A 23,739-nucleotide genomic window follows, 5' to 3' on the forward strand; every position below is an offset into this window, starting at 1 on the left:
GTAGTCAGGCGAGATCGGCGGTTGCGGCCTTCCAGGATGTGATGATCCGATCTTCGGCCTCATAGTCGAAGCTCCCGGCGAAGGCGGGCGCCACATCGGTCGGTCGGTGCTCGGCAAGCCAGCGGGCGGTGAGACGAGTTGCTGTCTCGGGATCGACGACGTCGCGGTACCCCAGCAGGGTTCGAGCCTTGGACATGTCGAGGATCAGGCTGGACTTCTGCGCCAGCGGGTAGAACCCCCGGCAGAACTCGGCGGGGACGCCCACGAGATCCATCTCGTGGTTCAGCTCAGCGAGGATCAACTGCGCTACGTGACGGGCGTTCAGCACTCGCTCGTCGGCTCCGTTGAACGCCTCTCCCGCTGCTTCGGGCCGGGTCGCGGCAAGGAATACCAGCTGACCGAGGTTCTCCGCGTAGCCCCGTTGGAAGTAGGACGTCCCGGCCCCGGGCATGATCATGGCGGGTCGATCGTCCAGTACCCGTTTCACTACCGCCCATTCGTGCGCCAGCGGTCCGCGTGGCCCGTAGACGCCCGGATATCGGACGATGGCCGCCTCGAAATCGCCACGACCATGCTGTTGCATGAGCTGGTCCTCACCCGCGGCGACCTTCCCGGTGTAGTCAGGCCTGTCGCTTTGGCGCTCGGCCCACTCGGGCACCGGCAGAGCAATCAAACCCTCAGGCGTAGGGACCACGGCGCCCCGGTACACCGGCTGACCAGTGATGCCAACCAGCCGACTGCATCTGCCGGCCAGTTCATTGGCCAGGGCCCGCAGTCGTCCCGAGGTCAAGATCGCGACCTCCCACTCTCGCCCAGCGAGCTTCGCCGCTATGTCGTCGCCATCGCGGTTGTCGCCGTGCAAGTGCTCGACGTCGCGATCGAAGTCGACCTCATGGGCCCCGGAGTGGTAGATGGTGGTCTCGTAGCCTGCCGCCAAGAGGCGGTTGACGATGGCCGGACCGGTGGGGCCCGTCCCGCCTACTACCAGTGCCCTGCGTCGCGTCATGTTCGAAGCCCCCTTCAGCTCGGCAGTCTAAGCAGGAGCCTGAAGCGAACATTAACGTTCCCTGGCCGACAGAGTCGGCTGCGTAGTCTCGGGCGATGGACATCTCCGAACTGCTGCAACTTGGTGCTCGAATCGGCGACCGCCTCGTAGAACGGGGCGAGACCGTCGCCGTTGCCGAGGGTTCGTGCGGGGGCTTGATCTCGACGGCCCTGCTGGCTCGACCTGGCGCCTCGGCGTACTTCCGCGGCGGGTCGATCATCTATACCCAGCACGCGACGCGGGGGTTCCTCTCGGGCGAGATCGAGACCCCACCAGGCCTGCGCGGGGCCAGCGAGCCGTTCGTTCGTTATCTCTCCGAGTCGGTTGCCCGCCGACTGGGTGCCACGTGGGGCATCGGTGAGGGTGGGGCCACCGGGCCTTCCGGGAACCCCTACGGCGATCCCGCCGGTCACGTTTGGGTGGGAATCTGGGGTCCGTCGACGGTCACCAGGCACCACCTCACCGGCGACGACGACCGATCGCGCAACATGGTCGCCTTCGCAACGGTCGCTCTCGAGACCTTCGCCGACGCCCTCGCCTGAAGAAAGGCGTCCCCGCGGAGACGCCATCTGGAGGCTGCTTTGCCCCGGTATCGGGTGAGAACCCGCCTCCAGATCGTGCCGGCGTCGCCAATGGTGCGCTTTGGGCGCCAAACTGTGCGGCGTGAATCTGCCCCCCGCCCAGTTGACCGTCACCCACTCCAGCACGGTGATCGAGGACCAGATCGACGACCTCGGCCACATGAACGTCCGCTACTACGGCATGAACGCCATGTCGGCAACCCGCTCGATGTGCCAGCAGATGGGCTTCGACGAACCCAAGCTGCGCAGTGCCTATACCCGCCACCACCACGAGCAGATGCTGGGCAACCAGCTCGAGGTCCGCAGTGGCCTGATCGGCGGCAGCGACCGGTTGCGGATATATCACGAGCTTCGCAACCGGGCCGACAACGACCTGGCAGCCACGTTCGTTCACGAGCTCGACCATCCGTCACCCGATGGTCCCAAAGTCGACCTCCCCGACTATGGGCGCCCCCGCAGCCTGCGCTTGGAGACCGACGGCCTGGCCAGCGCGCCGCCACTGAACGAGTTGATCGAGAGCGGCCTCGCCGTGCGCCGTCCACGTACGGTCGACCTCGAAGACACGATGGGCGCAGACACGGTCCCGACTTGGTTGGCCAACAACCTCATTTGGGGCGGAGAGCGCCTCGACGAGATCAGCGAGTGGGTCAGAACCCTGCCAGACGGGGGCCGTTACGCCTTCGTTGTGATGGAGTCCCGTCTGTGGGTCAGGCCCGAGCCGGTGCCGATCGGCACGCCGATCCAGAGCTTCAGCGCCACCATCGAAGTCGGCGAGAAGATCGAGCGCGACATCAGTTGGGCCTACGACACCTCCACGGGCGACGTGTTGGCGGTCATCGAGGGTGTCGATCTGTGTTTCGACATGACCCGCCGGCGCTCGATGGTCATCCCCGACCAGGAGCGCCGCAAGTTCACCAAGGAATTCCGCCCCGACCTGGCACCGCGCTGAACACTGCGGCGCTCAGGCCCTGGTGTATGCCTCGCACACCAGGCGAACCAGTTGGTCGATGTTGGCGGGCGGGTCGTCGCGTCTCCACGCCAGCCAGACCGGAATCGGCTGTGCGTCGCGAACCGGCCGATACTTCACGCCGGGGCGGGGGTATTGGTGGGTTGTTGCCTCTGCCGTGATGCCAATTGCCGGACCTGCGGCGATCAGTGTCAGCCAGTCCTCAATGCCGTGAACAACCCTGGTTCGTGAGGGGCGACAATCGGCGGGCCACAGGTCGATCGTTGTCGTGCCTGTGCGGTCGTCGATCGCCACCACCCGATCCGCGAAGTCGGCCAAGGTGATGCTGCGGCGCCTGGCCAGAGGGTCGGTGGTCGACAGGGCGGCGAATCTCTGCTCGACACCGGCCAATACAGCCTCGAAACGTTCGTCGTCGACAGTCCTGCGCAATACAGCGGCGTCGACCTCGCCCTCGGCCAGGCCCGATGTCGGGGTCGACGACTGCACGAATCGAAGCTCCGAGCCGGGGAACTCACCCGTCCAGCGTCGTTGAAGATCGATCGTGTGGCGGCCCAGTGCAGCCCACGCATAGCCGATACGAATGTCGGCGTCGCTGCGCTCGTTCGCATGGGCGATGAATGCAGCCTCGTCCAGAATGCGCCGGGCAGGTCCAAGGATGCGCTGGCCCAGAGGGGTCAGGCCGATCTCTCGAGTGGTTCGCCACAGAACCCGGCCCCCGACAGCGGCCTCCAAACCGGCAACTGCACGAGACACGGTCGCCTGCGAGAAATGGAGCCGTTCGGCAGCAGCCGTGAACGACCCATCGTCGGCCACCGCCACGAACGCCCGAAGATGACGGAGCTCCAAGTCCATACGTCAACCGTATCAATTGGTGTCGAATAGGCATTGGACGCATCAATCAGGTGACCCGATACTTCACCCGATGACCGAACCCAGTCGAAGTGACTTGCGGGGCCAAGTAGTGCGCCTGGTGGCCAGCGGAGCGAGCAACCAGGTCGGCGCGGCCCTTGGCGCTCACGCCTTCCCGGTGATGGGCCCTGCCGGGGTGGTCGGGATTCGCCAGATCGTTGCATCGGTCACCCTGTGGTCTATCGCCAGACCTCCGGTGGCCCGCTGGACCAGCCGAGAGTTCGGTCCAGTTGTGTTGCTGGCCGCGGTGCTGTCGACGATGAACCTCTCGTTGTACGCCGCGATCTCTCGTGTCGGCTTGGGGCTGGCGGTGACGCTCGAGTTCCTCGGCCCCCTGGCCGTGTCGCTGTTGGCGTCGCGAAGCAAGCGCGACCTCGCCATTGCACTGTTTGCGGCGGCAGGTGTCTATATACTGGTGCTGCCCGACGGCTCTTCCGACATTGTGGGGTTCGCGCTGGCGGTGCTCGCGGCCGGGTGCTGGGCCGCGTACATCCTGCTGAACCGAGTCGTTGGCAGCCGGGTGCAGGGCCTTCAGGCACCTGCGGTCGCCACCGCAATCTCGGCGGTGATCTACACGCCCGTGCTGGTTCAACTGGCATGGCACGGGCGTCTGTGGGGGCCAGCCCTGTGTTATGCCATCGGCACTGGGGTGTTGTCCTCGGTGGTTCCGTACGCGGTGGATCTGACGGTGCTGCGAACCGTGCCACCCAAGCTGTTCGGTGTCCTCATGAGCATGCAGCCAGGACTTGCGGCCCTCAGCGGGATGGTGCTGCTGGCCCAGGTTCCCTCGGCTCATGAATGGCTGGGAATGGCGATGATCGTCTGTGCCAACGTCGCAGCGGTGGGCGTTGGGGTGCCACGCCGGTGGGGTCCGCGATCTCGCCGATCGCTTCGGCCGCGGACCGGTCGAGCACCCCTGGGGGCCGTTAGCCTCGATGCATGAACGCCAGCGACACCCCCATCGACATCAAGCCTCGATCGCGTGACGTAACCGACGGGGTCCAAAAGGCTGCCTCTCGGGCCATGTTGCGTGCCGTCGGCCTCACCGACGACGACTGGGACAAGCCCCAGATCGGCGTCGCGTCGGCTTGGAACGAGATAACGCCTTGCAACCTGTCGATCAGGCGGCTGGCCGCGGCGGCCAAAGATGGCGTGCGCAGCGCAGGCGGAGTGGCTCTGGAGTTCGGAACCATCACCGTGTCCGACGGCATTTCGATGGGCCATGAGGGCATGCGTGCTTCGTTGGTGTCGCGCGAGATCATCGCCGACTCGGTCGAGGCCGTGGTCCATGGCGAGCGGCTGGACGGGTTGGTCGCCACCGGTGGATGCGACAAGTCGCTGCCCGGGATGATGATGGCCATAGCCCGCCTCAACCTGCCTGCGGTGTTCGTCTACAACGGCTCGACCCTGCCCGGCTACCTGAACGGTCAGGCACTGGACATCACGTCGGTGTTCGAGGCCGTGGGCGCATGTGCTGCGGGCACCATCACCGAGGCCGAACTGACCGCTATCGAACGCAACGCATGCCCCGGCGAGGGTGCGTGTGGCGGGATGTTCACGGCCAACACGATGAGTTCGATCGGCGAGGCGCTGGGGTTGTCGAGACCGGGGTCGGCCTCGCCGCCGGCCGTCGATCGCCGCCGTGATGACGACGCGCGTCGGGCCGGCGAGGCGGTCATGAACATGCTGCAAACAGGTCTGCGGCCCCGCGACATCCTCACCAAGGGCGCCTTCGAGAACGCCATCGCCGTCGCGAATGCGCTGGGCGGGTCGACCAACGCCGTCCTGCATCTCCTGGCCATCGCCAACGAGGCAGGCGTTCAGCTGGAACTCGACGACTTCAACAAGGTCGCCGCTCGGGTGCCCCACTTTGCCGACATGAAGCCGGGCGGCAAGTTCCACATGACCGACCTCGACCGCATCGGCGGTGTACCGGTTGTGCTCAAGCATCTGCTCGACGCCGGTCTGTTGCACGGTGACGAGATGACCATCACCGGCAAGACCATGGCCGAGAACCTCGCCGACATAGATCCACCATCTCCCGACGGCACCGTCGTGCAAACGGTCTCGAACCCCATCAATGACGAGGGCGGTCTCAACATTCTCACCGGATCGCTGGCACCCAGGGGTTCCGTGGTCAAGGTCGCCGGCCTCAGCAAACAACAGCGGTCGTTCGAAGGTCCGGCCAGGGTGTTCGACGGTGAGGACGGCGCGATGGCTGCCGTGATGGGCGGCGAGATTCGGCCTGGCGACGTCATCGTCATTCGCTACGAGGGCCCCAAGGGCGGCCCGGGGATGCGCGAGATGCTCGCCATCACAGGTGCGCTGAAAGGCGCAGGCCGCGGCGGCGACGTGGCCCTCATCACCGACGGCAGGTTCTCGGGTGGCACATGGGGGTTCTGCATAGGTCACGTAGCACCCGAAGCCGTTGACGGTGGTCCCATCGCCTTCGTCGAAGACGGCGACCGCATCCGCATCGACGTTCCCACCCTCACCCTCGACCTGCTGGTCGGCGATGACGAACTCGAGCAACGGCGCGCCCGGTGGGCTGGTCCGCCAACGCCTCGCTACACCACCGGCGTGCTCGCCAAGTACGCCAAACTCGCCCAGGGAGCCGAGAAGGGCGCCATCACCAACGTCACCTGAGCGGCGCGCGACGCTACTTCGCGCAGGTGTGGGTCTAGCGTCCGACCATGGATCTCGACTCGAAGATGGATGCCCTGTTCGGGGCGTTCACCCGCCAGGACCCCGCCGACGTGCGGGCTCTTTGCGCCGACGGCTTTTGGGCCCGCCAGAACGGATCGCCGCCCGTTGGGCTCGACGACATGCTGGACATGATCGATCAGGCCTACTGGCAACCGCGACTGCGAGTGTCGTACGGCAATATCCGCAGGGTCACCACCGACACGGCGTCGGTCGAACAACACGATGTGACGCTGACGAACCCGGCGGGAACACAGGTGACCATCGACGTGTGCGTTGTGGTGCGATTCGACGACGAAGAACAGATCGTCAGCATCGAGGAATACGCCGACACGTCGCAGCTTGCGCCTCTGTTCGCCTAGTCGCCGCAAAGATGCGGTCGGTCCCGCACCCGGGTGCAAGACTCGGCCCATGGAGCCTGTTCGCTACGTCGATCGATTGAATGCCCGCTATGCGGCACAGGGGTTTCCGCCATACGTGTGGACCGTGAACGAAACCGCACCCCTGACCCCGCTGACCAAGCCGGTGTCTGAATCTCGGGTGACGTTGCTGACCTCGGGTGGGGTGTCGCGTGCCTGCGATGCGGCCTGGGATCCATACGCTCGCAACGATTTCCGCCTCGACGACATCTCTGCTGAGGAGGCATCGAGCGCGTTCCAGGTGCACGACAGCTACTACGACGTCGACGCGGCACGCGAGGACATCAACTGCGTGTTTCCCATCGATCGGCTGCGTGAAGCGGCCGCGGACGGCACCGTCGGCGAGGTCGCGCCCCGTCTGTGGAGCGGGTTCATGGGACGCATCTACAAGCGCACCCAGCTGATCGAAGAGGTCGCACCCGCCTGGGTACAGCAACTCAAGAGAGACGATGTCGACCTCGCCCTGTTGGTGCCCGCCTGACCGCTCGATCACCAGACCGTGGGTCTGGTAGCGCGTGTGGTCGAAGAGGCCGGTATCCCGACGGTTCTGGTCTCGACCGGACGAGATCTGACAGCCCTGGTACGCCCGCCCAGGTCGTTGTTCGTCAACTACCCGATGGGCAATCCGTTCGGGCCGCCGGGCGATGCTGTACACCAGCGGCGAATCCTCGACGACGCCTTGGCATTGTTTGACTCGGTCACCGAGGCTGGTGTCATCGTCGACGCTCCCTACGACTGGCCCGACGACTTCACGCCCATCGTCGACAAGACGCTCGGCGCGATGTCGGGCGGCGCGTAACCGCACCTAGGAGAAGACGAATCCGTCGTAGCCGTTCGCCGCGCAGCGTCGTAGCCGGTCGAGGTAGGCGTCTGGGCCCGGATAGTTGAGCAGCTGGCGCCGTTTGCCCGGAACGTTGGCAGCCATGTACCAAGAGTCGGCTTTGCCGAACAGGGTCATTTCGGCAACGTCGGCCAGGTGGGCCGTCCAGTCAGCGCCCGCCTGTGGGGTCGAATCGAAGCGGTCTATGTCGTTGGCCCGCATGTGCTTCAAGAAGTCGACCATCCACTCGCCTTGCAGTTCGGCGCAAACGGGACCGTTGCAGAAGGCGGTCGAGCTCTGGGGCCCGTACAGCATCGCCATGTTGGGGAACCCCGCCACGGCAACACCCATGTGAGTGTCGACCCCGTGCGCCCACCGTTCGGCGAGGTTGAGTCCGTCGACGTCGCGGATGTCGATGGAGGTGAGCCCACCGGTGTTCGCATCGAACCCGGTCGCCAGAACCAGCACGTCGAGCGGGTGAAAGCGCCCGTCGGCGGTGCTGAGGCCACTTCGGTTCACCTCCACTATCGGCGCCGACCGCACGTCTACCAGTTCGACGTTGCTCTGGTTGAAGCACTCGTAGTAGCCCTGTTCCAACGATGGTCGCTTGGTGCCGAACGGGTAGGGAGGATCGGTCGGAGCCAGCAGCTCGGCCACCTCTGGGTCGACTATTCGGGCCCTCGTCTTGTCTCGCCAGAAGTCATAGGCCAGGCGATTGGCCTGCTCGTTCAACAAGATGTCGCTGAACGTACCCACCCAGAAATGGAACCCACCTTCTTGCCACGCCTGCTCGAACACTGCATTGCGGACGTCGTCCGAAACCTCGAGGGCGCTCTCGGGACGCCGTTCGATGTCGGCGAAGCTGGCCGGTGGAGCGTTGCGCCGACGGAAGATCTGGGGGTAGTCGGCCTTGGCGGCTGTCTGCTCGCCGACCGACAGACGTCGTTGCTGCATGGGCAGCGCCAGTACCGGCGAGCGCTGGAACACCTTCAGGTGGGCAGCGCTTGGCGCCGCTTCCTGCACCACCTGCACGCCGCTGGCACCGGTGCCGACAACGCCCACCCGCCGATCGGTGAAGTCGACACCATCGGCGGGCCACAGGGCGCTGTGGTGACAGGCACCTTCGAAGTCGCTCAACCCCGGCAGGTCGGGCACGTAGGCCTTCGAGCCAAACCCGGTGCACATCAGCAGGAACCGGACGTCGTAGGTCTTGTCGCCGGCCGAGACCTGCCACCGGGAGGTTTCCGGGTCAAACGACGCCGACTCGATACGTGTGTTCAGGTCGATGTCGCGACCCAGGTCGAGTGCCCGGTCGACATGTTCGAAGTAGGCGACCAGTTCGTCGCGACCGGGGAAGCGCTCTTGCCAAGTCCAGTCGCGCCACACCGCTTCTATCGAGTACTCGTAGTTGGGCACGTGCGAGTCGACCCTGGCGCCCGGGTACCTGTTGGCCCACCACACGCCACCGAGTCCACCGTTGGCGTCGGCCAGGCGAACCGAGAACCCTTCTTGGCGCAGGCGGTAGAGCTGGTACAGGCCGTTGAAACCGGCACCGACGATCAACACGTCGAAGCTGTCTGGACCTGCCATCTCGCCGACGCTAGCCAGCGATCACGCCGGGGTCACAACCCGGCACAACATCTCGGAGGCGGCGGCCACACAGGGCATGTCCACAGACATGGGCTCGGCTTGTGTCACGTGAACGTCCGACGGCTGCAGCGGGGGTACGAACAACACCAAGTTGGTCCACTCGGGGCGGTAGTACGACCAGAAGCGGATACCGGCGGCGCCCTCGCTGAACAGGTCTGCGGCCAGGGTGCGTGTTCGGGCCCTTGCCCGACCGGCGACCTCCGACGGTCGCAGGCCTCGTTCCTGCAGGAAACGCGGGTCGTCGACATCGACCACCGACCGCATCACCGCGTCGTCGACCTCGATGGTCAGCAGGTGGCGGCGAAGGCCGGTTGCGGGGGAGTCGAACAACGAGTCGGTCCAGAACGTGTGGTTGCCCAGCACCTCGGCCACCGCCCCCGCTTGCGACAAGGCGAGATAAAGCGCCCCGTACAGGCGCGAGTTGTCCCACCGCCCCGACTGTTGACCACTTCGCACAGCCTCGAGCGACTGGAACAGGTGCTTGGTGGTGCCACCGGTGGGCCATGGCGCGATGCGATAGGCCCTCACGCGAACGAACCGGCAATCTCCGAACTGAGCGCGTCGATGACCCGGCCCGGCCCTTCGAGCTGCAGTACGTCCTTTGGTATTGCGCCGTTGAGGAACGCGTTGGGCGACATGAACCAGTCGCGGAACGTGGCCGTCGGATACGTCAGCGCGTAGCGGGCGATGATGAAGTCGAGATCCAGCACCGCTGCGGCGTTGGCGCCCTTGGGCGTGTCCTCTCCGCTGACCCATCGACTGACCGATGACCTGCTGACGTCGACGATGGAGGCCAGACCCGACTGGGTCAGCACCTCGGCCAGCGACTGAGCCCGACGGCTGAGATCTTGCTGGTACTGCATAGCTTCGGCCATGGGATCCTCCTGCCACAAGCATATGCACAACAGATATGTCCCGCAACGAATCTGTTGCGTGGGATCTACGGAACCTGGACCACTATCGAACCGGTCTGTGTGACCTTGCCGCTGTCGTCCCAGGCTCTGACGAATACCCGCCAGGACCCTGCGGGACGGTCGACCTCGAAGGTTGCGCTTGCGGCTGTTGTTCCCAGACCGGTTGCGTTGGTCATGGGAATCCACTGGGGGCTCTGGCCTATCTCTCCTCCGAGGCGAAGTCCCACCGTCGAGTTGTTTGCATCCCGGATCAGAACCTCGAACCGATCGACCCCGCGGTCGTCGCTGGCCGATGCATCGACCACCAGCGGATCGACCGTTGCTCCGTTGGCCGGAGACACGATTGCGACGCTCGGTCGTGCGTCGCCCGGAGTCACCCAGAACGAAGACAGGCTGCCACCCCATCGCTGGGTGAGGCTGCGTTGACCGTCGGTGTCATAGGCGAAGGACTGCACGTAATAGCGCCCGTCGGCCGGCACCGTGACCGTGTCTGACCACGCGGTCGTGCCTGCTCCGGGATCTGTGAGGGTCGGCGTGCGCACGGCCAGGCGCGGCTCGTTGGTGACGGATCCGTCATCCAGTAGGTATCCGGTCTGCTGGTAGTCGTACACCACGTACTCGACGGCCGAGACGCCCTGGTCGTCGCTGGCAGTGCCGCCGACCTCGAACGTGAGAGCCGGCGTGTCGATGCTGTTGTGAGCCGGGCTGCTGACCGTCACCTGGGGTGCTTGGTTGTCTGGTACCTCGACCGTGAAGTTGACCCTGAGCCGTTCGGACTGGTTGCCTGCGGCGTCGAAAGCTTCGACCAGGATGAACCAAGCACCACTGGGCAGATCCTCTGTCGAGATGGTGAAGTTAGACCTCGTGCCGCCCGGCTGGGTGACGAAGCCGTTAAACCAGCCGGCATAGGTGAACTGGTCGTTGGGGTTGGGGCCTTCGTTCCAGTAGGCGCGCCTGACGTAGAAGCGCACCCAGTCGATGGCCACGTCGTCGTGGACCACCCCGTTCAGCAGCAGAGGCCCAGGTGTTACGACGGCACCGTCTGCGAAGTTCTCCAACTCGAGCGTCGGGGGCAGGTCGTTTGGCGAGTATGCAACCACGACCGTGCGATAGTTCCAGCTAGGCTGACCGGCGTCGTCCCATGAACGCACCCGCACCTGCCACCTTCCTTCGAAGGGCAGTGTGCGGCTGAACGACCAATCGGTCGAGGTGCTGCCGGGCTCGGCAAGCACGGCCTCGCTCCAGCGGGGCAGGTTGGCGAACGAGCCGTCGGCATCGAGCCAGCCGGCACGGTTGACGTCGTCGCCGTAGAAGTACAGGCCGACCTCGACGCGCTCGACGCCGCGGTCGTCGGTTGCTCGACCTGCTGCGCCGAGGGCCGGCCCGTCGATGTTGCCGGCGGTCGGCGTGGCTATGAAGACGTCGGGCAGAGCCGTGCCTGGCACCGTCACATAGATGTACTGCGTGATCGAGATTCTCTGGAACGAGGCGTCCTCTGCGTAGGCGTTGATCTGCCAGCGGCCAGGGGGAAGCCCCGGCACGGCAAGCGACCATGTGGTTTCGGGGCTGTCGATGTTTGCCACCACGGCTCCGACGTGGGTGACCGTGCCGTCGGGCTCACCGATGGTGCCGTCGCTTCGCAGACCCTGGCCTGTAGTGACGTTGAGGACCCGTACCTGTACCCGCTTGATGGCTCTGTCATCGACGGCAGTGCCCGAGACGGTGAACGGCGAGCCGGTCGTCATTTCTTCGTTGGCGGTTGGGCTGTCGATGGAGATGAGCGTGGGCGCCTCGTCCCCAACAGCGATCCGCTGTGTAGACGATGCCGCCGACAGGTCGCGCTGACCGGCGCTGTCGATGGCGATGAAGTAGGCCCTCCAGTTGCCGTTGGGCACAGTGGCCTCGAACGTGAAGTTGACTCCCGTCGCGCCAGGTTCGTCCACCACAGCGTCGAATGCGTGGAAGTTGCCCTTGGTGCCGTCGGGCTGCAGATAGCGGCCGTCGTCAAGGTCGACCAGCTCTACCCGGACCGACTGCACACCCCGGTCATCGGTGGCCGTCCCACGGTACGAGATCACGTTGCCCGGAGGGTCGGCGACGACCGTCTGGACCACGCGGGTTTCGGGTCGTTCGTCCTGGGCAACCGACACGGCCCGAAGACGAATGGTCGGGGCCGTCGGGTCCTTGTCACCTGCCCGGTCGAAGGTCTTGGCCTTCAGTTCGTAGGTGCCGGTCTCCGGCAGTGTGATGTCGATGGTCCAACCGGTCTGGTTGTCTCCGGCCGCGCCGAGCGTGGCGTCGAGCCCTGCCCATGACCCCCACGTGCCATCGGGCCGCAGCCAGACGTCGCGGTTCAGGTCCAGAACCGTCAGCTGAACCCGGTCGACCCCGGCGGGCGACGATGCGAGCCCGCCGATGGTCACCGTCGATCCCTGGTCGAACTGTTGGCCGGTCAGCGGCGAAACGATGGTCGTGTCGAGTTCGACGTCGTCGTCTGGCAGTTGGGCCCGGTCGAAGAAGCCGTGTCTGCCCACCGCTCGGTCGGCGACGATGTTGCCGTCGTGGCCCAACAGCAACCCACGGTCGATGATCTCTAGGGCGTACACGCCGTTGAATCCGTTGGCACCGGGGTTCCAGCCCAACGCTTGACCGGTGTCGGGGTCCAGGGCGGCCACCTGCTTGCGGGCTATGACCTGGTCGCCCGGGACGCTGGCGTCCTGGTCGCCGCCGAAGCCGTAAGAGCGGTCTGGGTCGCCGGGGTACGGATCGGTGGCGCCGGGGGCTTCTGTGTACTGGAAGTGGCCGCCGATATAGACGACGTCGTCGTCGATTGCAGCCGAGTAGGTCGAGTCGAAGTTGCGGGTGATCCAATCGGGCTGAACGTCGTCGGAGCCGTTTCCGCGCACCGGGAAACGTATCGCCACGTCGTTTGTGGGAGGCCGGTCGCCACCCGAGGTGGTGACCACGAAGAACGTCCCGTCGGGCGACATGTCGAAACCGCGCAGCCAGAACTGTCCGCCTGCACGCCCGATGTTGTCTTCGAACAGCCGGGTGCGCCACTTCTGCATCTTGGCAACGTCACCCTGGATGCTGATCTTGGCTAGCCCGTAGCGCTCTTCGCCGCCGATGAATCGGGCCGGTGCCAGCACCACCAGCGAGCGGCTGTCGGGGGTGACCGCCATGCCCTTGACCGAAAGGGCACCACCAACGCCGATGCCTCCCTCGATGCCCAGCGTGAAACCGGGGTCGACGCTGCCGTCGGTGGCATCCAGTTCTGCCATACCGGCCCTTGGTTCGCCGTTGATCTGTGTGAACTGGCCACCGACGAACAGTCGTGAGCCGTCGGGGGTCAGAGCCAGCGCGGTGGCCTTGGCGTCGGCGTTTGCGGTGAACGTCTGGTCCAGCGAGCCGTCCGCGTTCAGTCTTGCGATCTTGCGCTTCGTGACACCATCGATGGTCGAGAACCTGCCGACGACATAGATGCCCGATCCGTCGGGCGCGGGCGCGATCTGCTCGATGTCTTTGTCGAACTGGGGCCGGAACCCTTCGTCGAACTGGCCCGTGTCGATGTCGTACGCGAACAGGTAGCGCTGGTCGACGGTCGCCCCGCCCGCTTGCGGTTGTACCTGGGTGAACGTGCCGGCAACGACGATCCGGTTGCCTACCTGCTCGATGTCGGTGACCGTTCCGTCGACCACCACAGGAAGATCGGTGCGTACCTGCTCTGGCACCAGCCCGGGGGCCGCCGACGCAGTTCGCAGATCGTGCGCGCCAACCAGGGTCGCCATGACGGCGACGCAGATGAGGGCTATCAGGCCTCTTCTCGGCTGGCTGCTGTCGACCTGGGCGTGGTTCCAGCGCGCGATTGGCATTGTGCTCACCGCGATCCGTCGGCATGGGAAAGACGAATCGTTAGATAGTGCAGTGCCGCACCCGAGGTGACCGCCTCGACCGCAGCAGACGAAATTATCGCCTTGGGTGAGGTTCTGCCACTTCTAGTGGTTTAGGGTCTCAGCCCGGGTCAGCCGACCTCTTTGAGCATGTTCCTGGCGATGATGATCTGCTGGATCTGGCTGGTGCCCTCATACAGGCGGAACAGGCGAACGTCGCGGTAGAAGCGCTCGATGCCGTATTCCTCCATGTAGCCGGCGCCGCCGAAGATCTGCACGGCCCGATCGGCCACGCGGCCCACCATCTCGGTGGCGAACAGCATTGATGCGCTGGCCAGCGTCTGCACGTTCTCGCCCTGGTCGCGGCGGCGAGCGGCGTCGAGAACCATGCAGGTGGCTGCGTACGCCTCGGTCCGCGAGTCGGCCAACATGGCCTGCACGAGCTGGAACTCGCCTATTGGCTGGCCGAACTGCTTGCGGTCGACGGCATAGCGGACGCTTTCGTCGATGAGGCGCTCGGCGGTGCCGCAGGCCAGGGCGCTGATGTGCAGCCTGCCGCGGTCGAGCGTCTTCATGGCCGTCAGGAAGCCCTTGTTCAGCTTGTCGGGCCCGCCGAGCAGGGCCTCGGGACCCACGTGCACATCGTCGAAGATGACGTCGCACACATGGGTTCCCTGCTGGCCCATCTTCTTTTCGCGTGCACCCAGGCTGACGCCGGGTGCATCAGCAGGAACCAGGAACGCCGACACGCCGCGCGCCCCGGGCGCATCAGGATCGGTACGGGCGAACACCGTCAACAGGCTGGCCCTGGTGGCGTTGGTGATGTAGCGCTTCGAGCCGTTGATGACGAACCCGTCGCCATCGGCGACCGCTCTGGTCCTGACGCTGCCGGCGTCGGAGCCGGCCTCGGGTTCGGTCAGGCAGAATGAAGCGACATCGCCTGCGGCGAGGCGTGGCAGCCACGCCTGCTTTTGCTCCTCGGTGCCGTCCATGACCAGCCCTTGAGAGCCGATGCCGTTGTTGGTGCCGATGACCGAGCGAAAGGCCGGCGACGTCCAGCCCAGCTCCATGACCACCTTGCACTCTTCTTCGGTGTTGAGGCCCAGGCCGCCATATTCCTCGGGGATGGTCAGGCCGAACATCCCCAACTCTTTCATCTCGTCGATGAGGTCCTCGGGTATGGCGTCTTCGCGGGCCACCTGCAGTTCGAGCGGAACGATCCGCTCGCGGACGAACCTGCGTGTCGTGGCGATGAGATCTTCGAGGATGTCTGGGTCGAGGGCCATGCCCGAGACGTTAGTCGTCGCGCCGAACCTTCTCGTCTGCTGTGGGTGTGGCCGAATTGCGCTCGAGATGTCTGTACACGGCGCTGCCCGTCATCCTGCCGCCGGCCGCGCTGCCGCCGGACAGCGGCCCGATGGCTTCGCGAAGCCGCTTCGCCACGGGCGAACTCGTGCTTACCTGGCCCTTGCTCGAGAACAGACCCCGAAGAAACCGGATGATGAACATGGTCGCCCCCTTGACGTCACGAGTTCGACCCTAGGGGAGGTACGACTCGATCTCGGGTCGGCACCGCGACCAGAACTCGCGATCGAACGAGCCACCAGAAGGGTCTTCGGTGTGCGGTAGGCCCAGCCGCACCACCACGGCGTTGGCCGACGCAATCAGGTACAGGCGTTGGTCGCCCATCCCGAACCCGGCGACGGTGTCGGCGGGTGCCTCTGGTGCGATCGGACGATCGATCTCGATGCGTCCGAACGAGTGCCTGGGATCGACGGGTCGCCCTGGCGGGTTGCCCGGCATTACAGCGCTGGAGCCGCCCAGCCTCCACCACAGGTAGCCATAGGAAGGGTTCATGGTCGTCGAAGGCGAGCACATCTCGTCCAAGAACGCGTCGCTGCAACCCAGATCGGCGCGATCCAGAACAGCACGCCCGAAACGCCACAGATCGCGGGCGCAGGTGTGAAGACCTGACTGAGGCCACCCGTCGGCATCTTCGCTGCCCGGCCGTGGCACAAACGACGAGTTGGTCATCTGCAGGGGGCCGAACAGCCGCTGGGTGAACAGTGTGTTCGAGTCGAGGCCGGTCGCCAGCTCGAGCAGTCGCCTGACCCGGTGGTAGGCATTGTTGTTGTAGTACCAGTGGGTGCCGGGCGGGGCATCGAAGTCGAAGTACTCGTCGAGACCGGTCGACATGGTGATCAGGTGGCGAACGGTGATGGCTTGTTCCGCCTCGCCCTCCAGGCGTGTCCAGCCCGATCCGAGGTAATCGGCCGCAGGTGCGCCCAGGTCGACGATGCCCTCGGCGACCAGTTGTCCCAGAACCACAGCGGTCGCCGACTTCTGTATCGACGCGCAGTCTTGGGTGGATGTCGCGTCTGCGCCCTGCCAGTACTGCTCTACGACCAGTTCGTCGTCGACTTCGATAAGCAGTTGGCGGGTGTTGACCGAGCCACACCACTGCGTGGTCGCGTCGAAGGCTGTGGTCGACGAAGTCATCTGGCACCTCCCGCTTGCGAGGCACGACTGGCCACTTCAGCACGATCGGCCTCCAGCAGAGCCGAGTTGTCGCCGAACATCTGATAGGGCTGGCTCTTGTAGAACACGGTTCCGGTGGGCCCGTCATCGGGCAGTGTCGCCACGTAGCGGACGTGGGGGTAAACCTCATCGGGGTGCTGCATGCCCGGCATGTCCTTGCCCCAGATCGACGAGTTGGTCATGCCGGGGAACAGCATGTTCACCCGCACACCCGTGCCTTCGAGTTCGGCTGCCGCCGATCTGCTGGCGGCCCACATGGCCGCCTTGGCCGAGCCGTAGGCCGCGTTCGCGGGCGCGCCGGCTTCGGCGGCCCGGGATATCACGTTGATGATGTGGCCGTGCCCTTGCGCTCGCATTATCGGAATCGCCGCACGCATCCCGTAGATACACCCGAAGAGGTGTACTGCCACCAGGTGCTCGAACTCGCCGTCGGCGTGGTCTTCGATGTTTCGTCGAAAGCCATAGCCGGCGTTGTTGATCAGCACGTCGATCTTTCCTGTGCGAGCCATCGCCAGGTCGACCACCGCCCGAACGTCGGCGTCGACACTGACGTCGGCGCGGGCGGTGATGATTCCGTCGTCCAGCTGAGACAGGCCGTCTTCGTTGATGTCGCAGGCCACGACGGTGGCCCCATCACTGTTGAATCCCAGCGCCGTCGATCGGCCGATGCCGCTGGCCGCTCCGGTTACGACGACCGTCTTACCGTCCAGTTCCCCCATGCGTGGAGTCTGACACAGCGCCCCCGCTGGACTAGAACCCGGGTATGAAGCTCAACGTCGAGCTCGATGGCTCGGGCCCACCCCTCTTGCTGATCAACGGTGCCAGATGCACGGTGCGGTCTTGGGACCACGTGGTGGACGACCTCGCCAGGCATTTCACCGTGGTGCGTCACGACATCAGGGGCACAGGACGCAGTCCGGCCGGACCGGCCGATCAGTACACGTTCGAGAACTATTGCCAAGACATCGGCGACATCTGCGCCGACCACGGCTTCGATCGCGTGTCGATGTGGGGAATGGCGTGGGGGGCTCGGGTCGCTCTCGTAACGGCAGCCCTGCAGCCCGAACTGGTAGGGCGCCTGGTGCTGAGCGACCTGGGCATAGACCCCGCAGACCCCGATGCCCAACGGGCCGGAGTGTTGGCCGCCAGGCAGATGCGGGCGGCCGCAGGCTTGATCGATACGCCCAAACCCGAAGGTTCGTTCGACCACGACGACCCCGACGAGATGCTCAGAGCCATGGCCGCCACCAGGTTGCACCACGACCTGATGCCCTTCGTCGAGCGAGTGACAGCGCCGACGCGTCTGATCACCGGCGACCACGACCCCAACCTGGCCTCTAGTCGCCGGGCGCTGGCGGGCTTCCAGCACCGCGCGGTCGCGACCGAGCTAAAGGTCGTCGAACATGCAGGTCATGGCGTGCTGTTCGATAGGCCAGGGGTGGTCGTGGAGCTGGCCCTCGGTCACCTGCTGGGTACAGGTCGGTCGGATACCGGTCAGTAGGGCCACACCGGCTCTGCGCCCTGGGGCAAGGGGGCCTGGTAGGCGTTCAGCATGCACGAGATGAGGCAGTAGTAACCCACGGTCGAGACCAGATCGATGACCTGCTGCTCTTCGAGGTGTTGTCGCGCGGCGCTCCACGCGTCGTCGCTGACCCGTCCGCTGCTCAGCATCTCGCTGGCGAACCCATACACGGCCGCCTCGGCGTCGTCTGCAAACCGGGGGCTTTCGCCACGCTCGATGCAGTCGAGCACGTCGTCGCCAACCCCGGCCTGCAGCGCCAGGCGCCGGTGCGCCCACCACTCGAAGTTCGCCCGCCAGTGGGCACCCGTCGTGCAGATGGCCAGCTCGAGCAGATTTTCGGGCAAGCTGCTCTTGCGTCGCACCGCCGCGCCCAACGAGGCGATCTGGCGGCCGATCACCGGACTCGAGACCATGGCGTTGAACGGGCCCATCAGGCCGCCATCGGCGGCCGTCAGAGCATCGGCGCTGCCGCGTGTGGCAACGATGCTGTTCCACACCTCGAGCTGTTCGGCTGTAGCGGCGTCTGGCGTTACGGGTTGAAGGCGGCTCATGGCCCACAACCTATGCGCGAGCCCCTCTACTGGTTCAGCTGAGGCCGCACTCGTCGCCGACGCGGTCCAGGTTCGTCATGTCGGCCTCGCTCGGCTCGTAGCTCTCGTCCTGGATGATCTTCAACAGGACGTCCGCATCGCTGCCGATCTCCTCGATGACGCAGTCAGCCTGCTCTGCGCTCAGCTGCAGGTCGGTCATGAGGTCGTCTTTCAGAGCGTCGGTATCGACGCCGCCGTCGTCCCCGCATGCCGCGAGGCTCAGCCCCAGGGCTCCGGCTGTGATGATCGCTGCAAACTTGCGCATTGCTTGGTCTCCCGACTCGGTTCGTGGCTCCAGTTCCGGGCCAGATGTTCTGGTCGACGGCCAGTGTGGTCAACATGAGGGCTTTTGGCCGATCGTCTCGCGACTCTGTGTGTTGACCAGACGTTCGACCCTGGACGACTTGGCTCGATTCGTTGTTTGATCAGGGCGGAAAACAGCCTCCACACGAAGCGAGGAGGTCGCAGATGAGGTGCACCGACCGCAGCCCGAGGTCCGCTGGGATTCCATCGGCGATTCTCGCTCTGGCCCTAGCGGTGGTGTTCGTGCTCGGCGGTGCCCGGGCAGCCGGCATCGCTCCCTCTTCGGACGAGTTTGCCCTAGGCGACGCCACCACGGCGACTGCCCCGAAGACCGCGGTCGATCCGATCACCGGTGACCGTCTTGTCGTCTGGCTCGACGAGGATGGCACCGTGAGCGGGCGCATCATTCGCGGTTCGGAACTCGCAGAGATTCAGGCAATCTCGACCGGTTCGGCGGTTGGTGGACTCGATGTGGTTTCGACCCGTGAGGGTTATGTGTTGACATGGTCTGACGGCGAGGTCGTGTGGGCCCGATCCGTCGGTCGTTCGGGTGCGGTGGCCGGTGATCCGGTCCAGGTATCGCCCGACTTCCCGGCTTCGGACACGGTTCACTCGGTTGAGGGCGTGCCCTCGATGTCCGTCGACTCGGCAACGGGCACAATCGCAATCGTGTGGGTGGCCAACGCTGACCATCCGACCATCGCGGGTTCCGACGCTGAGGTGTTCGCCCGCATCGTCGACTCGGGCCTGGTTGCTCTCGGGCCCGCATTCCAGGTGAGCTTCACCGGTCCCGATGGCGAAACCGACCTGGGTTACACCGTTGCTGACCCTGATGTCGCCTTCGATCCGGTGCGAGGCGTCTTCGTGGTCGTCTGGTCGGCCCAAGACCTGATCGACCAGCCTCCCGAGTTCGACCATCAGGCGTGGGAGCATCAGATCTTCTCGCGCACGTTCGCGACCGACGGAGTCGGTGATCTGCCATCCATCCGTGTCACCGATGTGCGTCCGACCGGAGATGGCGGGCCCGCGGTCGGGTCCCCGGCTGTCGCCGTGGGTTCCAGCGGATACCTGGTGGCCTATTCCGCCTTCGACGACAGCGTTAGCACGACCGGTCCCCAAGACATCTTCGCCCGCGTTTTCGATCGAGATTGGGGGGCGATCGGCGATCCGTTTGCCGTCTCGACCGACACGGCAGACAACGGTGACCTCTATGCCGAGGACCCGGTGGCTGCCTGGCTGCCCAACACGGGCAGCTTTGTCATCGCCTGGTCAGGGTCTCGCAGTTCTGCCTTCGACGACTTGTTCACGTGGGGAACCGAGTGGGAGGTACGGGTCAACACCGTCAGCGACGGTGTCGCTCAGACTCCTGTCGAGGTGTCGCACCTGGCCAACGACGACGGCTCGGACGCCCGTGCGCCGGCCCTGTCGGCCGGGTCTGGCCCGGATCTGCTTGCGACCTGGTCCACCGGCTCCGCGCAAACTCCCGCCGCCCTCTGGTTGTCGGTCGATCGTGCGCCCGTCGACGGCTATCTCATGCTCGAATCGAGCGGCGAAACCCATGGCTTTGGCGACGCGGTCGACCTGTCGCAGGCTGCGACAGGCGCAGAGGTGGTGGACCTTGCCATGACCTCCACGCTGGGTGGCTACTGGACATTGAACTCCGACGGTTCCATCGGCGAGTTCGGCGACGCTCCCGAGATCGGCGATGTGGCTCTCGAGTCGCTCGCTCCGGGCGAGACGGTCTCTGCGATCAGCGCCACACCGACAGGCCTGGGCTACTGGGTGTTCACGGACAGGGGCAGAGCGATTGTCTTCGGAGACGCGTTCGATGCCGGCGGTGTCGAGCACCTCGAACTCGATGGTCCGGTGATCGACTCGACTCCGACACCGAGTGGATATGGGTACTACATGCTCGGTTCCGACGGTGGGGTGTTCTCACTGGGCGATGCCCGCTTCCACGGCTCGGTCCCGCAGGTGCTGCCCGGAGTGACACTCGATGGTCCTGTCGTCGGTGTCGTGCCCACCCCGACGGGCTCGGGTTATTGGCTCGTGGCATCCGACGGAGGGGTGTTCGCATTCGGCGACGCCACGTTCAGAGGTTCGATACCGCAGGTGCTGCCCGGAGTCGATCTGAACGAACCCGTCAATGGCATGGTCGCATTCGGTGATGGGTATCTGATGGTGGCTTCCGACGGTGGGGTGTTCAACTTCTCGGATCACCCGTTCTTCGGCTCGCTCGGCGATACCGAAACCCAAACCCCGATCGTCGCGATCGCTGCCGTAGCCGGCTGATCGACCCTGAAAACGGCGAAAGCCGCGGGCGCGATGCCCGCGGCTTTCGTGCGGATGAGTCGGCGAGCCGACCAGGTCGGATCAGGGCCCGCTGAACACCTGGCTGTGCATGATCTCTTCGCCGGGCACCCAGTCCAGCGGCACGTGATTGTTGACCTCGGCGCGGCCGACCACGAACCAGTGGACCTCGTCTGGGCCGTCGGCCAGGCGCAGCGTGCGCTGGCTCTTGTACATGTCGGCCAGCGGTGTCCACTGGGTGATGCCGGTGGCACCGTGGATCTGGATCGCCTGGTCGACGATCTGGGCGCAGCGGATGGGCACCATCGCCTTGACGGCGCTGACCCACACCCGAGCTTCCTGGTTGCCCAGGACGTCCATGGCCTTGGCGGCACGCAGAACCATCAGGCGCATGGCCTCGATGTCGATACGGGCCTTGGCGAACATCTCCATGTTGCCGCCCAGGTAGGCCAGCTTCTTGCCGAACGCCTCGCGCTTGGTGGCCCGGTCGACCATCAACTCGAGGGCCCGCTCGGCGGCACCGATCGAACGCATGCAATGGTGGATGCGGCCCGGGCCCAGCCTCAGCTGGCTGATCTCGAAGCCGCGCCCCTCGCCCAGCAGGATGTTCTCCTTGGGAACTCGCACGTCGTGGAACTTGATGTGCATGTGGCCGTGCGGAGCATCGTCGTCACCGAACACGGTCATGGGCCCGACGATCTCGACACCGGGCGTGTCCTTGGGCACCAGGATCTGCGACTGCTGCAGGTGGGGTGCGGCGTCTTCGTTGGTGCGCACCATGACGATCATGATCTTGCATCGCGGATCGCCGGCGCCGGACGAGAAATACTTCTGACCACTGATGACCCACTCGTCACCGTCGAGAACTGCCTTGCAGCGGATGTTCTTGGCGTCGGAGCTGGCGACGTCGGGCTCGGTCATGACATAGGCGGAACGGATCTCGCCGGCCAACAGCGGCTTGAGCCACTGCTCCTTTTGCTCTGGGGTGCCTACCCGCTCGAGAACCTCCATGTTGCCCGTGTCGGGGGCTGCACAGTTCATGGTCTGGGATGCCAGCGGGTTCTTGCCCAACTCGGTTGCGATGTAGGCATAGTCGAGGTTCGACAGGCCTTCGCCGGTGTGGGCGTCAGGCAGGAAGAAGTTCCAAAGGCCGGCGTCGCGGGCCTTTTGTTTCATGCCTTCGAGCACCGCAAGCTGCTCGTCGGTGTAGCTCCAGCGTTCGGGTCGATTCTCGCCCAGCCTGTGGAATTCCTCGGACCCGGGGTCGACCACCTCTTTGATGAACTTCTTCACCGCTTCATAGAGCGGAACGACCTCGTCGGACATGCGGAGATCGAAATCGCCCGGTCCTGCCGTCTTGAGCCCTGTCATGGCGCATCCTCATTCTCTGGCGTACGGTTCGCGAAGCTACCCGACCGGCAAGAGGGGCAGAAATCGGTGAGTGCAGTCGACGTTGTGGTCATCGGTGGCGGTATAGCCGGTATCAGCGTCGCGGCGACGCTGCCGCCAGAGTTGAAGGTCGTTGTCATCGAGCGCGAGTCCAGCCTCACGCACCATTCGACCGGCCGTTCGGCAGCCGTCCTGCTCGAGGGGCTCGGCGGCTCGGCGTTCTCGGCGCTGACCTCGGTTGGGGTGTCTACGCTTGCCCAGCCCGACCCTGACTTCTCCGAGGTGCCGTTCATCGAGCCCCGCGGGCTGGTGACGCTGGACGTAGAAGGTCATGAACCCGAGGACGTCAGCGCCGACATCGCCAACTCGCGCCTCACCCAGGTTCAGGAGCTCGATATCGACGCGATCGTCGAGCTGGTTCCGTGGGTCGATCCCCGCCTCATCATCGCAGGGCGCTACCAGCAAGAGGTGTTCGATCTCGACGTCGCCGGCCTGCATCAGGCATATGTGCGCCAGGCGCGCCGTAACGGTGTCGAGATCGTGCGCAACTGCGAGGCCCTGACCCTCGACACCGTGCGCAAGACATGGACTGTCGACACCCCGCAAAGACGGTTCTCGGCGCCGACGGTCGTGAACGCAGCGGGGGCATGGGGTGATGTCGTCGCCGAGTTTGCAGGCGTCAGCAAGGTAGGCCTGGTCGCCAAGCGCCGCACCGCCTTCACCGTCGCCGCGCCAGGAGTGCGGGGTGGGCCAATGATCGACACCTCGGCCGCAGACTTCTATGCCAAGCCAGAGTCGGGCGAGCAGTTGCTGCTGTCGCCGATGGACAAGACACCCGTCGAACCCTGCGATGTCCGCCACGAGGAGATCGACGTCGCGCGCACTATCGAAATAGCCCAGCCCTACCTGTTGCCCCAACTGCGCACGGTTCGCACCGCCTGGGCCGGGCTGCGCACCTTCGCCCCCGATCAGCACCCGGTCATCGGATGGGGTGACCGCGAAGGATTCTTCTGGATGTGCGGACAGGGAGGCACCGGCATCCAGAGCGCACCCGGAGCCGCCGCCTGTGCGGTGTCATTGCTGCTGGGGCATGGTGTGCCTCGAGATGCGGTGGAGGCCGGTCTCGACCCGGTCACCATCGATCCACTGCGATTCCTCTGAGCAGGTTTCGGATCGGCCCGAACCCGGG

The 23,739-nt window shown here is 65.2% G+C and carries 23 protein-coding genes; 10 read left to right on the forward strand and 13 right to left on the reverse strand.

All coding sequences use genetic code 11. The features are described 5' to 3' along the window. Positions 1–4: 4 nt before the first annotated feature. A complete protein-coding gene (locus R2770_12240; protein ID MEZ5281229.1) occupies positions 5–1,006 on the reverse strand; it encodes a hypothetical protein in 1,002 nt (333 codons plus the stop codon). Positions 1,007–1,101: 95 nt separating this feature from the next. Between R2770_12240 and R2770_12245 the strand changes: the two genes are divergently transcribed. Both R2770_12245 and R2770_12250 read left to right on the forward strand, forming a co-directional pair. After that, entirely contained in the window at positions 1,102–1,587 is a 486-nt protein-coding gene (locus tag R2770_12245) for a CinA family protein (GenBank protein ID MEZ5281230.1), read from the forward strand. Positions 1,588–1,708: 121 nt separating this feature from the next. Beyond that, on the forward strand, positions 1,709–2,575 hold the full coding sequence (locus R2770_12250) for a thioesterase family protein (GenBank protein ID MEZ5281231.1): 867 nt from the start codon (positions 1,709–1,711) through the stop codon (positions 2,573–2,575). A 12-nt stretch (positions 2,576–2,587) separates the two neighbouring features. On the opposite strand, the gene R2770_12255 is transcribed toward R2770_12250, so the two are convergent. Next, positions 2,588–3,445, reverse strand: coding sequence for a LysR family transcriptional regulator (locus R2770_12255; protein MEZ5281232.1), 858 nt, complete (start codon positions 3,443–3,445; stop codon positions 2,588–2,590). A gap of 70 nt (positions 3,446–3,515) precedes the next feature. Here R2770_12255 and R2770_12260 point away from each other — a divergent pair, with 70 nt between their 5' ends. From R2770_12260 to R2770_12280, 5 genes are read left to right on the forward strand one after another with little or no spacing between them, the layout of a single operon-like run. Next, positions 3,516–4,445, forward strand: a complete 930-nt coding sequence (locus R2770_12260; GenBank protein MEZ5281233.1) for an EamA family transporter — start codon at positions 3,516–3,518, stop codon at positions 4,443–4,445. Next, positions 4,442–6,148 carry a dihydroxy-acid dehydratase gene (gene ilvD, locus R2770_12265; protein ID MEZ5281234.1) on the forward strand — a complete coding sequence of 569 codons (1,707 nt, stop codon included), beginning with the start codon at positions 4,442–4,444 and terminating at the stop codon, positions 6,146–6,148. Before R2770_12260 ends, ilvD begins: the two co-directional genes overlap by 4 nt. A 47-nt stretch (positions 6,149–6,195) precedes the next feature. Then, positions 6,196–6,567, forward strand: coding sequence for a nuclear transport factor 2 family protein (locus tag R2770_12270; protein MEZ5281235.1), 372 nt, complete (start codon positions 6,196–6,198; stop codon positions 6,565–6,567). A 49-nt stretch (positions 6,568–6,616) separates the two neighbouring features. After that, entirely contained in the window at positions 6,617–7,105 is a 489-nt protein-coding gene (locus R2770_12275; GenBank protein ID MEZ5281236.1) for a glycine/sarcosine/betaine reductase selenoprotein B family protein, read from the forward strand. Positions 7,106–7,123: 18 nt separating this feature from the next. After that, complete coding sequence (locus R2770_12280; GenBank protein ID MEZ5281237.1) at positions 7,124–7,423, forward strand: hypothetical protein; 300 nt, start codon at positions 7,124–7,126, stop codon at positions 7,421–7,423. A gap of 6 nt (positions 7,424–7,429) precedes the next feature. On the opposite strand, the gene R2770_12285 is transcribed toward R2770_12280, so the two are convergent. From R2770_12285 to R2770_12320, 8 genes are all read right to left on the reverse strand, one after another. Then, positions 7,430–9,034 carry an NAD(P)/FAD-dependent oxidoreductase gene (locus R2770_12285; protein MEZ5281238.1) on the reverse strand — a complete coding sequence of 535 codons (1,605 nt, stop codon included), beginning with the start codon at positions 9,032–9,034 and terminating at the stop codon, positions 7,430–7,432. Positions 9,035–9,055: 21 nt separating this feature from the next. Next, positions 9,056–9,622, reverse strand: a complete 567-nt coding sequence (locus R2770_12290; protein ID MEZ5281239.1) for an RES family NAD+ phosphorylase — start codon at positions 9,620–9,622, stop codon at positions 9,056–9,058. Further along, positions 9,619–9,969: a helix-turn-helix domain-containing protein gene (locus tag R2770_12295; GenBank protein ID MEZ5281240.1), complete on the reverse strand. Its 351-nt coding sequence runs from the start codon at positions 9,967–9,969 to the stop codon at positions 9,619–9,621. Before R2770_12295 ends, R2770_12290 begins: the two co-directional genes overlap by 4 nt. Positions 9,970–10,034: 65 nt before the next feature. Continuing rightward, complete coding sequence (locus R2770_12300) at positions 10,035–13,880, reverse strand: Ig-like domain-containing protein (protein MEZ5281241.1); 3,846 nt, start codon at positions 13,878–13,880, stop codon at positions 10,035–10,037. A 149-nt stretch (positions 13,881–14,029) separates the two neighbouring features. Then, the gene (locus tag R2770_12305) at positions 14,030–15,184 is read right to left on the reverse strand and encodes an acyl-CoA dehydrogenase family protein (GenBank protein MEZ5281242.1); all 1,155 of its coding nucleotides are present in this window, start codon (positions 15,182–15,184) and stop codon (positions 14,030–14,032) included. A gap of 10 nt (positions 15,185–15,194) precedes the next feature. After that, the gene (locus R2770_12310) at positions 15,195–15,407 is read right to left on the reverse strand and encodes a hypothetical protein (GenBank protein ID MEZ5281243.1); all 213 of its coding nucleotides are present in this window, start codon (positions 15,405–15,407) and stop codon (positions 15,195–15,197) included. Positions 15,408–15,437: 30 nt separating this feature from the next. After that, complete coding sequence (locus tag R2770_12315) at positions 15,438–16,397, reverse strand: serine hydrolase domain-containing protein (GenBank protein ID MEZ5281244.1); 960 nt, start codon at positions 16,395–16,397, stop codon at positions 15,438–15,440. Further along, positions 16,394–17,155 (reverse strand): SDR family oxidoreductase, encoded by a 762-nt coding sequence (locus tag R2770_12320; GenBank protein MEZ5281245.1) that lies wholly within the window; start codon positions 17,153–17,155, stop codon positions 16,394–16,396. Before R2770_12320 ends, R2770_12315 begins: the two co-directional genes overlap by 4 nt. Before the next feature lie 44 nt (positions 17,156–17,199). Between R2770_12320 and R2770_12325 the strand changes: the two genes are divergently transcribed. Then, positions 17,200–17,937, forward strand: a complete 738-nt coding sequence (locus R2770_12325; GenBank protein MEZ5281246.1) for an alpha/beta hydrolase — start codon at positions 17,200–17,202, stop codon at positions 17,935–17,937. Here R2770_12325 and R2770_12330 read toward each other — a convergent pair. Together R2770_12330 and R2770_12335 are read right to left on the reverse strand one after the other, a co-directional pair. After that, entirely contained in the window at positions 17,931–18,509 is a 579-nt protein-coding gene (locus R2770_12330) for a hypothetical protein (protein MEZ5281247.1), read from the reverse strand. The genes R2770_12325 and R2770_12330 overlap by 7 nt on opposite strands. Before the next feature lie 34 nt (positions 18,510–18,543). Continuing rightward, positions 18,544–18,813 carry a hypothetical protein gene (locus tag R2770_12335; protein ID MEZ5281248.1) on the reverse strand — a complete coding sequence of 90 codons (270 nt, stop codon included), beginning with the start codon at positions 18,811–18,813 and terminating at the stop codon, positions 18,544–18,546. Between the two features lie 203 nt (positions 18,814–19,016). Here R2770_12335 and R2770_12340 point away from each other — a divergent pair, with 203 nt between their 5' ends. After that, positions 19,017–21,143, forward strand: a complete 2,127-nt coding sequence (locus tag R2770_12340) for a hypothetical protein (protein MEZ5281249.1) — start codon at positions 19,017–19,019, stop codon at positions 21,141–21,143. Positions 21,144–21,224: 81 nt separating this feature from the next. Here the strand turns inward: R2770_12340 and R2770_12345 are convergent, their stop codons facing one another. Further along, a complete protein-coding gene (locus R2770_12345) occupies positions 21,225–22,532 on the reverse strand; it encodes an acyl-CoA dehydrogenase family protein (protein MEZ5281250.1) in 1,308 nt (435 codons plus the stop codon). A 66-nt stretch (positions 22,533–22,598) separates the two neighbouring features. Between R2770_12345 and R2770_12350 the strand changes: the two genes are divergently transcribed. Beyond that, positions 22,599–23,711, forward strand: a complete 1,113-nt coding sequence (locus R2770_12350) for an FAD-binding oxidoreductase (GenBank protein MEZ5281251.1) — start codon at positions 22,599–22,601, stop codon at positions 23,709–23,711. The last annotated feature ends 28 nt before the right edge of the window (positions 23,712–23,739 follow it).

It is taken from the genome of Acidimicrobiales bacterium (assembly GCA_041394185.1).
Classification (GTDB): domain Bacteria; phylum Actinomycetota; class Acidimicrobiia; order Acidimicrobiales; family Poriferisodalaceae; genus JAAETH01.